This is a genomic window from Flavobacterium flavigenum (genome assembly GCF_027111255.2).
Lineage (GTDB): Bacteria > Bacteroidota > Bacteroidia > Flavobacteriales > Flavobacteriaceae > Flavobacterium > Flavobacterium flavigenum.
Genome location: NZ_CP114285.2, coordinates 5,152,993 through 5,168,430, shown reverse-complemented (window position 1 = coordinate 5,168,430; position 15,438 = coordinate 5,152,993). Strand labels below are relative to the sequence as shown.

14 protein-coding genes are annotated in these 15,438 nt (G+C 35.5%); 6 read left to right on the top strand and 8 right to left on the bottom strand.

All coding sequences use genetic code 11. The features are described from left to right. Positions 1 to 251 precede the first annotated feature (251 nt). Together OZP09_RS21460 and OZP09_RS21455 are read left to right on the top strand one after the other, a co-directional pair. Positions 252 to 1,175: a phytanoyl-CoA dioxygenase family protein gene (locus OZP09_RS21460; protein ID WP_281309982.1), complete on the top strand. Its 924-nt coding sequence runs from the start codon at positions 252 to 254 to the stop codon at positions 1,173 to 1,175. Between the two features lie 59 nt (positions 1,176 to 1,234). Continuing rightward, a complete protein-coding gene (locus OZP09_RS21455; RefSeq protein WP_269235661.1) occupies positions 1,235 to 1,591 on the top strand; it encodes a hypothetical protein in 357 nt (118 codons plus the stop codon). A 69-nt stretch (positions 1,592 to 1,660) separates the two neighbouring features. Here the strand turns inward: OZP09_RS21455 and OZP09_RS21450 are convergent, their stop codons facing one another. From OZP09_RS21450 to OZP09_RS21430, 5 genes are all read right to left on the bottom strand, one after another. Next, positions 1,661 to 3,079: a TolC family protein gene (locus OZP09_RS21450; RefSeq protein WP_269235660.1), complete on the bottom strand. Its 1,419-nt coding sequence runs from the start codon at positions 3,077 to 3,079 to the stop codon at positions 1,661 to 1,663. Beyond that, entirely contained in the window at positions 3,060 to 4,415 is a 1,356-nt protein-coding gene (locus OZP09_RS21445; RefSeq protein ID WP_269235659.1) for an HlyD family secretion protein, read from the bottom strand. The genes OZP09_RS21450 and OZP09_RS21445 overlap by 20 nt, the downstream gene beginning before the upstream one ends. 2 nt (positions 4,416 to 4,417) lie before the next feature. Then, complete coding sequence (locus OZP09_RS21440; RefSeq protein WP_281309981.1) at positions 4,418 to 6,073, bottom strand: peptidase domain-containing ABC transporter; 1,656 nt, start codon at positions 6,071 to 6,073, stop codon at positions 4,418 to 4,420. A gap of 104 nt (positions 6,074 to 6,177) precedes the next feature. Beyond that, positions 6,178 to 6,660 (bottom strand): hypothetical protein, encoded by a 483-nt coding sequence (locus tag OZP09_RS21435; protein WP_269235657.1) that lies wholly within the window; start codon positions 6,658 to 6,660, stop codon positions 6,178 to 6,180. A gap of 86 nt (positions 6,661 to 6,746) precedes the next feature. Next, positions 6,747 to 7,973: a PQQ-dependent sugar dehydrogenase gene (locus OZP09_RS21430; protein WP_269235656.1), complete on the bottom strand. Its 1,227-nt coding sequence runs from the start codon at positions 7,971 to 7,973 to the stop codon at positions 6,747 to 6,749. Positions 7,974 to 8,284: 311 nt separating this feature from the next. On the opposite strand from OZP09_RS21430, the gene OZP09_RS21425 reads away from it, so the two are divergent. From OZP09_RS21425 to OZP09_RS21410, 4 genes are all read left to right on the top strand, one after another. Next, complete coding sequence (locus OZP09_RS21425) at positions 8,285 to 9,793, top strand: ankyrin repeat domain-containing protein (RefSeq protein WP_281309980.1); 1,509 nt, start codon at positions 8,285 to 8,287, stop codon at positions 9,791 to 9,793. A 54-nt stretch (positions 9,794 to 9,847) separates the two neighbouring features. Continuing rightward, a complete protein-coding gene (locus OZP09_RS21420) occupies positions 9,848 to 10,330 on the top strand; it encodes a DUF2271 domain-containing protein (RefSeq protein WP_269235655.1) in 483 nt (160 codons plus the stop codon). A gap of 27 nt (positions 10,331 to 10,357) precedes the next feature. Next, positions 10,358 to 12,541, top strand: a complete 2,184-nt coding sequence (locus tag OZP09_RS21415; RefSeq protein WP_269235654.1) for a PepSY domain-containing protein — start codon at positions 10,358 to 10,360, stop codon at positions 12,539 to 12,541. A gap of 215 nt (positions 12,542 to 12,756) precedes the next feature. After that, positions 12,757 to 13,761, top strand: coding sequence for an FAD:protein FMN transferase (locus tag OZP09_RS21410; protein ID WP_281309979.1), 1,005 nt, complete (start codon positions 12,757 to 12,759; stop codon positions 13,759 to 13,761). A gap of 26 nt (positions 13,762 to 13,787) precedes the next feature. On the opposite strand, the gene OZP09_RS21405 is transcribed toward OZP09_RS21410, so the two are convergent. The 3 genes from OZP09_RS21405 to OZP09_RS21395 all read right to left on the bottom strand — a co-directional run bounded on the left by OZP09_RS21405 (position 13,788) and on the right by OZP09_RS21395 (position 15,429). Next, the gene (locus tag OZP09_RS21405; protein WP_269235653.1) at positions 13,788 to 14,081 is read right to left on the bottom strand and encodes a type II toxin-antitoxin system RelE/ParE family toxin; all 294 of its coding nucleotides are present in this window, start codon (positions 14,079 to 14,081) and stop codon (positions 13,788 to 13,790) included. Then, positions 14,074 to 14,325, bottom strand: a complete 252-nt coding sequence (locus tag OZP09_RS21400; RefSeq protein ID WP_269235652.1) for a type II toxin-antitoxin system ParD family antitoxin — start codon at positions 14,323 to 14,325, stop codon at positions 14,074 to 14,076. Before OZP09_RS21400 ends, OZP09_RS21405 begins: the two co-directional genes overlap by 8 nt. Before the next feature lie 72 nt (positions 14,326 to 14,397). Then, a complete protein-coding gene (locus OZP09_RS21395) occupies positions 14,398 to 15,429 on the bottom strand; it encodes a LacI family DNA-binding transcriptional regulator (RefSeq protein ID WP_269235651.1) in 1,032 nt (343 codons plus the stop codon). Positions 15,430 to 15,438 lie beyond the last annotated feature (9 nt).

Below are 15,438 nucleotides of genomic sequence, written 5' to 3'. Positions count from 1 at the left end.
ATGTTATAAAAAAATTCTTCAAGATTAGTTTATATTAAATTAGAAAGCTTAATTGAGCACTAAAATTATCAATAATTTAAAAAATTACAATAAAAAAGAGAAAAAACTACAATTTCAGCTCTATTATTTTATTAAAAAATTTCTCAAACAAAATTAGCATTTGTATTACATCGAATTAAAAACAAGTATTTTAATCAAAATAATTATTTTTGAGTTGATTTCGTTTTTTAATAACCTCAAAACTAGCAGATATGCCCTGGACCATTCTTGAAAATTTATGGAAACGATCAGTAAATCCTGATCATTTTTCTACTGAAAAAAAGGATAACTACACCTGGAACAATGAAATTAAAACTTTATTTCAGCTGGGTATAAGCATGGAGGACACTTTACAATTTTTATACACCCAAAAACCTGATTTTGAGGTTTTCAAATCCTGGGTTAATGGAAGAAAAAAGGATATTGCCACTGAAATAGAAGATTTAACAGAAAATGTACTTACTGAAGAAGACCTTCAATTCTGGAAAAAAAATGGTTATGTAGTGGTAAAAAATGCTGTTTCAAAAGAAGACTGCGAAGCTACACAAAAGGCTATCTGGGAATACCTACAAATGGATCCTGATAAAAAAGAAACCTGGTATGTGAGGCATCAGGATCAAAAAGGACTGATGCTTAATTTTTCTGACCACGAAACCCTAAATAAAAACCGATTTTCTCCTATAATAAAAAAAGCCTATGAGCAGCTTTACAAAACAAACAACATTTATAAAACAATTGACAAAGTAAGCTTTAATCCGCCTGAAAACGATCGGTTTACTTTTTTAGGAAGCCCGCTTCATTGGGATACCAGTTTGAAACAACCACTCACATTCGCACTTCAGGGACTGCTTTATCTAACTGATTGCGGACCTGATGATGGTGCATTTCATTGTGTTCCGGGTTTCCACAATCAAATAAATCAATGGTTGGATGATCTTGGTCCTGATGAAAATCCAAGGGAAAAAGCTGTTGAAACATTACGACCAAAACCTGTTGCAGGCAATGCAGGCGATTTTATAATATGGAACAACGCTTTACCACATTGCGCAACAGCAAACAAAGGGAAAACACCAAGAATGGTTCAGTATCTTACTTATTTGCCAAATGATTATAATGCTTCGGGAGAATGGCTATAAAGAAGTCAAAATGTTATTTTTAATATATTTGCCTATTTTTTTTTAAACCTAAACAAGTAATGATAATACAAGATTTAATTGGCAGCTACTCCATTTCCGGAAGCAATCAGGACGGTTCTGATGAAATGACTTACAAAGGAATACTGACACTTTCTCTTGATGAAAACAACCGGATTAAAGCCAAATGGATGATCGGTAATCATGAACAAAAAGGTTCCGGTTTTTTTAAAGATAATATCCTGGTAATTAATTTCAGTTATAAAGGTGAAGATAAAAAAATATACAAAGGAGTTGCCGTTTACCGCTGTATCACCAAAGATTTACTGGAAGGATTCTGGTCAGAAAAATATGGAAATCCGCTTTATCTGGGAACCGAACATTGTATTAGAACAACAACTTCTGAACTGTTGAACTAAATAGTATTGAAATAAAAAAACCACTTATTTTACCTGAATAAATAAGTGGCCTGGAAAAGAAAAAAAATATCAATCAGGATTTGCAAGTATTTTAAACAATTCGGCATTTGAAATGTAAAACTGATTTTCAATGCTAATTTGTGATAGTTTGGCACTCACCAGATTATTTTCCCTGGAATTAATCAGAAATATAGAACTTTCACCAAAGGAAAACAGCTTTTCTTCCGAATTCAGCATTGTCATGTAATCTTTTACCAGATTATCAATTACACCTTTCTGCCTTTTCAAAGAAGCAATTTCAGTCTGCTGTGCTTTAATTTTATTTTTAAGTTCCAGTCGCTGCTGATCTATATCATATTTTAAATCCTGAATTTTTAGTTTTGCCAGTTTAAGGCTTCCGCGTTCCTTTCTCAAAAAAATCGGAATACTAAAATCAACATTGAACTTATAATCATCGGCGTTGAAAGAATTAAAGTAGGAAGGTTCAGAAATATAGTTGTATCCCACATTTAATTTTGGAAGCAATGAATTCGCTTTTAACTGTCTTCCAACTTCAAGAATTGACATTTTGGTTTCCAGAGCCTGTATTTTTGGATGAGAATCCAGCGTTTCGACATCAACCATCATGGCATCTGTTTTCAGCGTTTCTTCAAGCGTTTTAATTAAATTTTCTTCCGGTTTAACACTATCATCCAGTTCAACAGGTACATTTTCGATCCATAAATAATTCGACAGGTACAATTTTGCTTTCGCTAATTTCAAATTTCCGTTTTCTAAGTTTAATTCACGGTTTCGAACGGTAATTCCGGCTTCTACACTATCAATTGATGGCGCATCGCCAAGTTCAATCAGTTTTTTTACACCCTGAAAACGCGTGCTTGCAAAGCCCAGATATCGTTTATATAACTCCGCTTCATTATAACTTTTTCTCCATTCAAAATAGGCCTCGCTGGCTTTGTATAAAACCTCGATTGCCCTTAGTTTTCGCTGCGCATCACTCAGTTTTACCTGCAGTTTTCCTTCCCGTACATCTGCCATTCTTTGGTTGATAAACATTCCCTGTCCTAAGGCAACATTGATTCCTAAAGAAGTCAGACCGGCTTCAGGAGTACGATTCTGCGGATTATAGTATTGTCCGTCTGTCTGGTCAAAACCGGCTTTGATTTCGATTCCGTACCAGGTTGGGATTTTAAAACTGCTGTTTAATAGCGAATAATACTCTGTCCCTTTAAATTCTTTTTTATTGTAATCGACTTCAATTTTAGGATCAAATCCCCCACGAGCCAGCATCAATGCAGCCTGAGCAGTACTAATCTCAAGATTGGCCTGCTTTACCAGCGGATGATATTTTTTCACATATCCTAAAAACTCGCTGTAAGTCAGTTCCTCTTTATTAAAATCCTGGCTGTATAAATTAGAAAAGCCGAATAAAAACAAGAAAGAAAACAGCGCTGCAGCATGTCTCAATTTATTTTTTGTCTTTGCCATCCTTCGCCTCTTTTTCGTCTGCTTTATAATAATTTGGAGGAAAACCATTCAGATTACGCCATATTTCGTAGCCTACTGAAACGGTTTCCAGTAATGCGATACTTTGTGCGCCTGCCCCTATACTCAATTCTTTTGGCCATTTATTATCAGGACCATCAGGTGAAACCAGAACCCTGTATTTTCCATTAGAACTGATAAAATTTTCGATTGCGACAATTTTTCCGCCATAAGTTCCATAAGATAACCCAGGCCAGCCTGAAAATACAATTCTTGGCCATCCGTCAAACCAGACACGTACTTTTGCACCACGGTGCACCAATGGCAGATCGATAGGATCAACATAGGTTTCTACCGCAATATCATAACTTGCCGGCATAATACTGACAATTGGAGTCCCTTCTTTGATTGTTTCTCCTAAACCTGCAAGCAAAGCACGGTTTACATATCCACTTTGTGGCGCTGTAATGTAGTACAAACCATTTCTAATACGGTAATTTACATATTGGTTCTCCAGTTTATTTACCTGAGCTTCTGTATCGTATTGCGTACTTAAGGCAGTAAACTTATCGCTTTTTGATTTCGAAATTTTCTCAGTGTACTCAGCTGTGATTCGGTTTATTTCGACTTTTGCATTTATTAATTCATTTTTACTGCTCAAAAGCTTATTTTGCTGTGTAACGATATATGCTTCAGATTCCTGAAGTTTCAATCTTTTCTGCTCAACATCCGTAAGTGGCTTTAAACCTTCTTTATTAAGCGCTGTCGAACGGTCAAATTGGGTTTTAGCGATTCTTAACTGCGTTTTTATCGCTTCAAGATCCATACTGTCACTCTTGATTTTCAGCTGGGCTTGTTTGATTTTATTCTGTGCCTGCTGCAATTTTAACTCCCTTTCGGCATTAAGGGACTGCGCCTGAACTTCAAGTGAATTCACCTTATCTCCATACGATTCAACCGCCATTTTTTTGGCATCTACCTGTTGTTTTGTGTTCCCAACAAGATTTGGATCCAGATAGTCTTCTTTTACTTCAGAAATAAAAACAATTGTATCGCCTTTTTTCACATAATCACCTTCCTGCACATACCATTTTTCGATTCTTCCGGCAATGGCGTTGTGAACCGTCTGCGGTCTTTGATCTGGTTTTAAAGTTGTAACAGAACCACTTCCTGAGATATTTTGTGTCCATGGCAGAAAAAGACATGCAATCAGAAAAAACAAAAATCCTATTATAACCTTGTTTAGGATTTTATAATGCGGTCTGCGGGCAACGCTTGTAATAGACTGGTATTTGCCCGGAGTTATCAGTACGTTATTATCTTTAGATATATTGAGCATGATTAAAGCTTTATGTCATTAATAATTTTTCCGTCATCGATCGTTATCATACGGTTACATTTGTTCTTCCAGATATCATTTTTAGAAGTTACAATTACCGTCCACTCATTTTGTTCAGAAAGTAAAAAATCGATAATTTTACCTGAGGTCAATTCGTCCATTTTATCAACCGGATCTTCAAGGAATAATATATTAGGTTTATGAACAATGCTTCGTGCCAAAAGAATTTTCTGGGTATCTGAAGCCGAAAGTTCATTACCACCCGGATGTACCTGATGTTCGAGCCCGTTAGGGAATGTTTTAATATCCGGTGTAAGCCCTACGTTATCTAAAGCCCATTTAAGATCATCATTATTAAGTGTATCATTCCCGAAAAGAATATTTTCTCTAATGGTTCCGGCAAAAAGTGTATCTCCCTGCAAATAAGTTCCCGCCTGTGCCCTGTAAGTATCCTCGTTAAGACGATTCATATAATTATCCGTTACATACATCGCACCGGTTTCAGGTTCAAGCAAACCTGACAATAAACGCAATAAAGTACTTTTTCCGGCGCCATTTGTTCCTCTTAAAATGATCTTTTCGCCCTGATTTATTTTCAGGTTGATATTTTTAAGCGATTTTTTATTGTGATCCGGATAATTGTAACCTACACTTTCAGTTTCGATGTTTATTCCTGTTTCAGTTACTGCAGATGTTTCCGGAATACAAGATGTTTCCATATCGGTTACTTGTCCAATTTTTTCTAATGATGTCAGTACATCATAGAAAGATTCCAGTCCGAAAATAATTTTCTCTACCGAATTAATTAGTAAAACAATAACGATTTCAGCTGCCACAAACTGCCCGATGTTCATTTGATGGTGAATTACCAGGAAACCACCAATAGACAAAAGGGCAGCTGTAACAATAACTTTAAAAATAATCAGCTGAATGTATTGTTTTTTCATAACCTGAAAATGCTTTTCACGATAATTCAGGTACTTGCTTACATAACCATCGTTTCTTTCCAGCGCATATTCAAAACCTCCTTTTTTACGAAAACTATCACGATTACGTGCAATTTCCTGAAGCCAGGCCGCAACTTTATACTTAAATTTTGATTCGTTAAGACTCGTTTCAAGTCCGTCTTTATATGAAAATTTAAAAATTACATATAAAATTACGATAAACAAAAGACCGATTACGGTAAAGAAAGAATGGTACAAAACCAATAATATGATTCCGAGACCAACCTGTAAAAAAGCAGTACAAAAATCCAGTAAAAGCTTTGCAGTTCCTTTTTGCACCGTTAAAGTATCAAAAAAGCGATTGGCTTTTTCCGGGGCATATTCTGAATACATTTCCTTAAATTTAATCAAAGGCATCTTGTACGCAAACTCAAATGAAGAACGCACAAAAATTCGCTGCTGCAGGTTTTCTACTATTCTAAGCTGTAAGATGGTCAGGATTCCTCCGAAACCAACTCCAATTGTAACCAAAATTACAAGTACAATCCAGGAAACACTTAGCTGTCCGCTCTGGATAAAATTAATAATTGCCTGGATCCCTAAAGGCAGTGAAAGGTTTACTAATCCGGCAAAAGCAGCATAAAAAATGATTTGATATACATCGCGCTTGTCAAGATGAAGTAGATCGTAAAAACGTTTTAATGGTGTCATGAATTTATATATAAATACAAGATTAACAGATACTAATGTACAACAAAATGCGTATTTTTAAGGATAAGAAATTTTTTCCTGTCCCACAAAATAATGATACTTATTTATACAATAAATTCAGGAGGCGGTAAATGAATTTTACCATGAAAACCAAATGAGAATATCTGATTATCAATGTAGTTTTTTCTATTTGAACTAATTTGAAAGTACAAAACAGACAATGAAGTATTTAATGGAACAAGATAATCCAATGAAAGAACCCCTTTTGCAAGTTTAGCGGTTTTGGTTTCTTTTGTTTCGTAGTCATCCAGTTCTTCTGGAATTCCGTCACATTTGAATATTTTCTTAAGAAAATTACAAGTCATACCCTTCACGGTACCAGTTGCTGCATTATCAGCTATAATTCTTCCAAAACTATTTGATACATTGATGCTATTGATTAAAAAATAGCCGATTAACAACGCCTGAAGGCATTTACAAAAGATACTATTTTTAATTCTGCTCAACATTTTCCTTTTCTTAATGTGGCGCAAGTTAGGACGAAATTTTATGGCCAACATTAAAATAACATTAGAATTGAAGTTCATTCTGTTATTTTTTTCTTAATAAGATTCCAAAAAAAAGCCGGAAGATTGTGTCTTCCGGCTACTACTATTTTCAAGTAAGTAATCCTTTATTTTTTATCAATTCTATAAAGTCTTCCCCCATCAGTTACTGCATATAAAGCTCCGTCATTTCCTTGGGTAATATCCCTAAATCGCTGACCTTCGCTAACCAGAAGTCTTTCTTCACCAATAACCCGATTGTCTTTAATGGCAAGACGTATAATGTGCTGACCACTTAATGCACCTATAAATAAGTTGTTCTCCCATTCTGGCACGCGATTACCTTTATAAAACGTCATTCCGCTAGGCGACACAACAGGATCCCAGTAATAAACAGGCTGTTCCATACCTTCTTTTTTCTGGATTCCTTCACCTATCTTTTGTCCGCCATACTCAATTCCATAAGTAATAACTGGCCATCCGTAGTTTGAACCCGCTTTTAAACGATTGATTTCATCACCTCCTCGGGGTCCATGCTCGCTCAGCCAGATTTCACCTGTATCTGGATGAAGTGCCAGTCCCTGCGGATTTCTATGTCCTATACTATACAATTCTGGTAAAGCTCCTGCCTGATTAAAATTTGGATTACCTGATGCTGGCTGCCCGTCTTTAGTTATACGGATTACTTTTCCTAAGGCAGCCGTAACTGACTGAGCCAATGGTCTGGTTTCTAAAACAGAACGCTCTCCTGTACTAACGATAAGGTTTCCAGTTTTATCAAAAAGAATACGTCCACCATAATGAAGATCACTTGGATTTGCCGGATTTGCACGATAAATTACTGTAGCGCCTTCGATTGTTTTTTCATCATTTGATAATTTTCCTTTGGCAACTGCAGTTCTATTTCCTCCTGTTCCTGCTTCAGCAAAGACCCAGTAAATCATTCGGTTTGATGCAAAATCAGGATCAAGACATAAACCTAATAAACCTCCCTGATTTGAAGCATTAACAGCTGGTAAACCGGTAATTGCTGCACTTACTTCTCCAGTCACTTTCACAATACGCATATTTCCTGCTTTTTCAGTAACTAAAAGCCTGCCATCAGGAAGACTTTTGACACCCCATGGACTTGTTAATCCTGATGTGATAATTTTTGCTTCATATTCTGTATTAGTCTGAAGCCCACCAATTCTGGTTTGACCTTCAAATGCAGGTGTATAGGCTGTGTTGGGTGAATTATTCTCAACCGGATTTGTTGGTGTTCCCGGATCACTCGAAGCTTTATCATCATTCGAACAGCTAAATAATGTCAATACTGCCATCGAAAGACTCATAATATAGTTTGTATTTTTCATAATTTGGGCTTTAAATTTTAAATTAAATACAAAAATCTAAAATTTAAACTAGTAAAATTTATAAAATTCACCCTATTACTTATATAATTTTCCTTAATAAAAATAACATCAATACATACCCAATCTGGAGTGATTATAATTATTTTAAAACTTTCACTGATCCAAAATAAACATTGCTATTTTATTATTTATTTTTATATTTGCCTTATTTTTATTTATTCTAAATAATTTAATTTCAACTCGATTTAAACCTTTTGGTGATAAATGAATCAAATACTTCAAATCTATTAATAAAGAATTCTACAGAATTTATGAAAACTAACCTTTTTGTTTCTTTAGCCTTAGTAGCTTCGGCATTCGTAAATGCCCAGCAAAAAAACATATTATTAGAACAATCTTTTTGGAAAACAGCTCCCAATGTTGAAGCTGTAAAGGCAGAAATAGCAAAGGGAAACAGCCCCTCTGCCTCAACATCAAATGCTTTTGATGCAGTTGTAATGGCAATTAATAATGATGCTCCAACAGAAACCATAAAATTTTTATTAGAACAGCCAGGAAATGAAATAAATAAGCCAACACACGATAACCGAATTTATCTTCATTGGGCTTCAGGAAAAGGAAATGCTGAAATTGTAAAATATCTGATTGCTAAAGGATCTGATGTTAACTTAGAAGACAGCCACGGTGCTTTCCCAGTGACGGCAGCAGCCAGTAGCGGACAAAGCAATCCTGAAATTTATGAGGCTTTTTTTAAAGCCGGAATAGACCCTAAGAAAAAATATCAAAATGGTGCCAACCTGTTATTATTGGCTATTTCATCCGACAAAGAATTAAAAGCTGCTGAATATTTTGCTACAAAAGGAATGTCCTTAAAAGATGTGGATAATGATGGTAATACAGCTTTTACATACGCTGCAAGATCAGGAAATATAATACTATTGAAAAAACTTCTTGAAAAGGGTGTTAAGCCAAATGATGATGCACTTTTTACTGCTGCACAGGGAAGCCGAAGAGAGACCAATACAATCGAAACTTACAAATATCTGGTTGAAGAAGTAAAAATTAAGCCGACTGCACTTAATAAATCAGGACAAAATGTTTTACATCTTTTGGCAGGTAAACCAAACCAGACAGAAATTATCAACTATTTCATAAGTAAAGGTGTTGATCCGAACAAAGCAGATAAAGAAGGCAATACGCCATTAATGGCTGCTGCTTCTGCAAGGGAAACTTCGGGTTTGGAACTTTTGCTTCCTTTAGCAAAAAATGTAAACCTTCAAAATTTAAAAGGCGAATCTGCCTTGACAAATGCGGTTAAATACGGAAGTGCTGATGCTGTAAATTTGCTTTTGGCTAAAGGTGCCGATGTGAATATAAAAGATAATGATGACAACAATTTAGGCGTCTATCTGGTTAATTCTTATCGCCCTCAAATGATGGGACGTGGTCAGGAAGGTGCTAATGCAAAACAAGATGCTTTTGCAGCCAAGGCAAAATTACTACAGGATAAAGGATTAAATTTAGCCACTCCTCAAAAAGACGGAAATACATTATACCATTTAGCTGTGATCAAAAATGATTTAGCATTGCTGAAAAAGATAGCTGATTTAAACATCGACATCAATACCAAAAACAAAGATGGTTTAACAGCTTTGCATAAAGCTGCAATGGTTGCCAAAGACGATACAATACTGAAATATCTTTTATCTATAGGTGCGAAAAAAGAAATTATCACTGAATTTGACGAAAGCGCTTATGCTCTGGCAAAGGAAAATGAGTCACTTGCAAAAAGTAATATTTCAGTTGAATTTTTAAAGTAACTTAATACAACTTCAATTTTTTTCCAATTTCCAATAAAAACAAATCAATTTCAAATGAAATCTATTATTAAAACTGCTCTTACGGGCGCCCTTGTATGTTTTGTTTCTTTTACTATAAATGCACAGGCCTCAAAATATAAATGTATGCTTCAAATGTCAAACTACATGGGTGAAGGAGCTTACATCGTAGTTTCGCTTATCAATGCCAAAGGAGAGTATGAAAAAACGCTTTATGTAATGGGTGACGATAAAAAATGGTATAAATCATTGAAAGAATGGAACAAATTTCATACTAAAAAAACTGAAGATATAAGCGCCAAAACCGGTGCTTCTGTTACGGGTGGAGACCGTAGTATTACTTCTATAGAAATTGAAGATTCCAAAATCAACAAAGGTTATAAATTACGTTTTGAATCGGCTGTCGAAGATCAGAAATATTACGTAAACGATCTTGAAATTCCGCTTACAACTGAAGGGATTGCTGCAAAAACAGAGGGCAAAGGCTACATCAGATACGTAAGACTAAATAAAATATAATCTGATTACTTCTCTATAAAACACGCAATGACTCTATCTTTCTGGCGTTACGCACACCTTTCCCTGGCCTTATTTTCTTCTGTTTTTTTAATTTTGGCTTCGGTAACCGGAATCATTCTGGCGATTGATGCGGCCCAGGAAAAGACACTGCCATACAAAGGAGCCGGTTTTAATCAGATAACTTTAGGGGAAACACTGCCAGTACTAAGAAAAGCATATCCTGAAATTACAGAGTTGAGTGTCGATTACAACCAGTTTGTAACCCTGCAGGCAATTGACGAAAATGGAGATGACATTAACGCTTACATCGATCCAAAAACAGGTAAAATATTAGGTACGCCTGAGAAAAAAAGCGAATTTATTCAATGGATTACGGGGTTTCACCGCTCTTTGTTTCTTCATGAAGCTGGACGTTTTTTTGTGGGAACAATCTCTTTTTGCCTACTACTAATATCAATTTCGGGTTTTGTTCTTGTTTTGAAAAGACAGCGCGGAATCCGAAATTTCTTTTCTAAAGTCATTAAAGAATATTTTGCGCAGTATTACCATGTCGTTTTAGGACGACTGGCTTTAATTCCGATTTTCATTATTGCACTCACCGGAACTTATCTTTCGCTTGAAAGATTCAACTTTTTTATGGGTGATAACAAAGTAAAGCCTGTAAAAACGGAACTATCGGAAGAAGCGAAAAAAACTTCCATATTCAAAAATACCTTTCTTTCTGATATAAAAAAAATAGAATTCCCTTTTACGGATGATCCGGAAGAATACTACATCATCGAATTAAAAGACCGTGAAATTGAAGTAAATCAGATTACGGGAGCTGTTGTTTCAGAAAAACGCTTCCCTAATACCGTTCCGTTATCTGCGTTGAGTCTTGATCTTCATACAGGAAGAATAAATGCAGTCTGGGCTATCATTTTGGCTTTAGCCTGTGTCAATATCCTTTTCTTTATTTATTCGGGATTTACGATTACTCTAAAACGACGCTCCAGCCGTATAAAAAATAAATATAAAGCTCACGAAAGTAGTATCATTCTTTTAGTGGGTTCTGAAAACGGGAGCACTTTCAGGTTTGCCAATGCAATTCTGAACCAATTAACCGATCAGGGACACAAGGCTTTTATATCCGAATTGAACCGGTTTTCTGTGTATCCAAAAGCGGAGCATATTATTGTTTTTTCTTCAACGCACGGTTTAGGTGATGCCCCATCAAACGGAACGCAGTTTAAATCGCTTTTGAACAAACAGCATCAACAACAAAAAATCAATTTTTCAGTAGTAGGCTTTGGTTCAGAATCGTATCCCGACTTTTGCAAGTTTGCAGTTGAAATCGATCAGCTTTTAGAAAACCAAAACTGGGCAGAACGTTTTCTGGAACTGCAGACCGTTAATGATAAATCGGCAGTTGAATTTGTAAACTGGGTGAAGTTATGGAGTAAAAAAACCGGAATTCCGTTAGCTGTTACTCCGTCTTTATACAACCATGTTCCCAAAGGACTGCAAAAACTCATGGTTTTAGACAAAACAGCTATTTCTGAAACAGAACATACTTTTATCCTAACATTACGGGCCAATATGCGGGCTAAATTCAAATCCGGAGATTTACTGGCCATTTATCCTGCTAATGATTCGCGCGAACGCCTCTACTCTATCGGAAATCATTCCGGAAACATTCAGCTGGTTGTCAAACTGCATCCTCATGGATTAGGTTCTGGATTTTTAAATAATCTTGAAATAGGAAATATCCTCAAAGCCCGAATCATAAGCAACAAGTCTTTTCATTTTCCAGACAAAGCTCCAAAAGTAGCCCTGATCTCTAACGGAACCGGAATTGCACCCTTTCTGGGAATGATTGAGCAAAACAAGAAAAAAACGGAAACCCATTTATACTCTGGCTTCAGAATTGAAACCGAAACCGTTTCAGGTTATAAAAAGTTTTCAGATGAAATGATTCAGAGACAAAAACTTATGGGTTTTCATTTGGCACTTTCACGTGAAGGAGACCACATTTACGTGATGGATTTAATAAAACGTGACGCTGATTTTTTTATTGATTTATTACAGCAAGGCGGTGTTATCATGATTTGCGGTTCGCTAGCCATGCAAAAAGATGTTGAAGCAATTCTGAACGAGTTATGTCTGATAAACAGCATTAAAAATCTTTATGATTATAAGAAAAACGGACAATTACTAACTGATTGCTATTAATTTATTTAATTGTTTAACACATAGAATAATAGTTCATCCTTGTCTTAAAAAAAGACGTTTCACTTATTTCTAAAACACATAGCCATGTGAGAAAAATGTGTTTCTCTTTGTATTCTTTTTTTTCAAGCCTTAATCTTAAAAACTATGTTCCTATGTGCTTATATTTTTGTTTACGAATTATAACCATTAGATTACCATTAATATTTTTATATCAAATGAAACTCTGTTATTCTAAAATTTTATTTCTTTTTATTCTTCTCTGGAGTTTTTCAGTGCATTCACAGGTATTGCGTAAAAGAACAACTTTGTTAATGGGTGGACGTTTTGATATTCGCATTGTTGCAAATGATACTCTCACAGCTGAACAAAGCATTAATGAAGTGATAGCAGAAATCAGCCGGATTGAAAACCTAATCTCGGACTGGAAACCTGATTCGCAGGTTTCAGAAGTAAATCAAAATGCAGGAATCAAACCCGTAAAAGTAGATCAGGAGGTTTTTGAATTGATGCAGAGAGCAATCGAATTATCTAAAAAAACCAATGGAGCTTTTGATGTGAGTTTTGCTGCCTTAGACCGTGTTTGGAAATTTGATGGATCCATGACCGAAATGCCTTCGGCGGAAGCCATCAAAAAATCGGTAGAGAAAGTGGGCTACAAAAATATTATTTTAGATAGTGTAAACTCCACCATTTTCCTGAGATTAAAAGGAATGAAAATTGGTTTTGGCGCTTTAGGAGAAGGATATGCTGCCGACAGATGCCGTGATATGATGCTGGCAAAAGGAATAAAATCCGGGATCGTAAATGCTTCAGGCGATATGACTACCTGGGGAAAACAGCCTAATGGCAGGGACTGGAACATCGGAATTACAAATCCTTTTCATCCAGACGATATCTTTGCTGTAGTTCCTTTAAACGGAGGTGCTGTGACAACATCCGGCAATTATGAAAAGTTTGTTGTTTTTAACGGTAAACGCTATTCGCACATCATCAATCCGGCAACAGGATATCCTGCTACGGGTTTGTGCAGTGTTACTGTTTTTGGTCCTAAAGCTGAAGTCGCCAATGGTTTTAGTACCTCATTAATGGTTTTGGGAAAAAAAATGGGAATGGATTTTATTAATCAGGATCCTGATTATAGCTGTATCATGATTACAGATGATGGCAAAATTATTAAATCTAAGAATTTTAAGATTTCTAAATTTAAATCCAAATTGTAATGATCTTAATTGAGTATTATATTTTTTTATAGTTTGCTTTTCAAATCCATCATTCCGTGAAGAATTCTTTCGACTTCTATTTCATTCTTTGATATAATTGAGTAAAAGATAATATGCTCGCCTGATTTAAAACCCAATATTCCTTTTGTAATTATATCATAATTCCTTCCAAGTTCTGGATTATTTGCCAAATCGTCACATGTTGATAAAAGCAAACCGTAATACTTTTCAGCTTGCATTTCAGACCAAACTTCAATTGTATAATCCCAAATTTCAGATAAATCCTCAACAGCTTTATTTGTCAAATAGTATTTAGCCATTTGATTTTTTTCTTGCTTTTAAAGCTTCAAGATACTTTTTAGCATCAAAGTCTACTGCACGTCCACTATCAATTCCGTCATTTATTGCTTTTCTTAAAGCAATTATTCTGTTTTCTTCATCTTCTAAAAGACGCAGACCCGCTCTGACAACTTCACTTGCATTATTGAATCTTCCATCGTTAACACTATTTTCAATAAAACTTTCAAAATGATCACCAAGCGATATAGAAGTATTTCGTCCCATAATTTTTTTAGCTAAGTTACCAAAAAATGGTAACTTTTCAAATTGACGTGATTTTTTTGGAATCTCTCCAAACTACCTCCTAGCCGAAGACTCCCTTGCCAAAACCTCAGTATTAAGGAAAGTAATTTCCTTAACCTCATCGCCCTTTGCTTTTTTTAGATTTTTAATGATAATATCAGCAGCAGCTTTACCCATTTTTTCAGCCGGATGCGTTATCGTTGATAAAGGCGGATCAATGATTTGAGAAATAGGGTCATTATTAAATCCAATAACAGCAATATCTTCCGGAACTTTAATTCCTCTCTTTTTGGCCGTCTGAACAGCACTTACGGCAATAATATCCCCAGCCGCAAATATACCATCAGGAATTGGATTTAAATCAAACAATTTATTGCTTGCCATTACTCCTTCTTCATAAGTAACTGATTTTAAATTCACAATCAGTTCTTCATCCACAGGTAAATTATGATCTTTTAAAGCTGCGATGTAACCTCTTCTTCTTTCATTATATAAATTACCAAATTCAGATCCTGCTGTTAAATGCGCGATACGGAGGCAGCCTTGCTCTATGAGATGCTTGGTCGCTTTATAACCCGCAGAATAATTATCGATAATAACCCTGAAAGTATTGAAATCCTTAGGAACCCTGTCCACAAACACTAAAGGAATATTATTGTTCGAAAATTGCAAAAAATGTGAAGTGTCCCTGGTTTCCATAGCCAATGAACAAATAACACCGCTTACACGGTTGCTGTACAAAGACTTAGCCATATTAACCTCTTCTTCAGAAGAGTCGTGCGACTGCATAATAATTACTGTATAACCCGCTTTTTGAGCCGCAATCTCGATACCGCTGATCAATGAAGATAAAAAAGGCTGAGTAACGGTCGGAATTAAAACGCCTATGGTTTTGGTTTTATTGCCGCGTAAGCCAGCTGCTAAAGTATTGGGTACAAACCCCATTTCTTCTGCAGTTTTTTTTACTTTTTTTATTGTTTTATCACTAATAGTATGATGATCCTGTAAAGCCCTGGAAATTGTTGAAGTTGCTAAATTTAATTTTTTAGCAATATCGTATATCGTTACATGTTTATTTTCTTCCATGAAATAAAT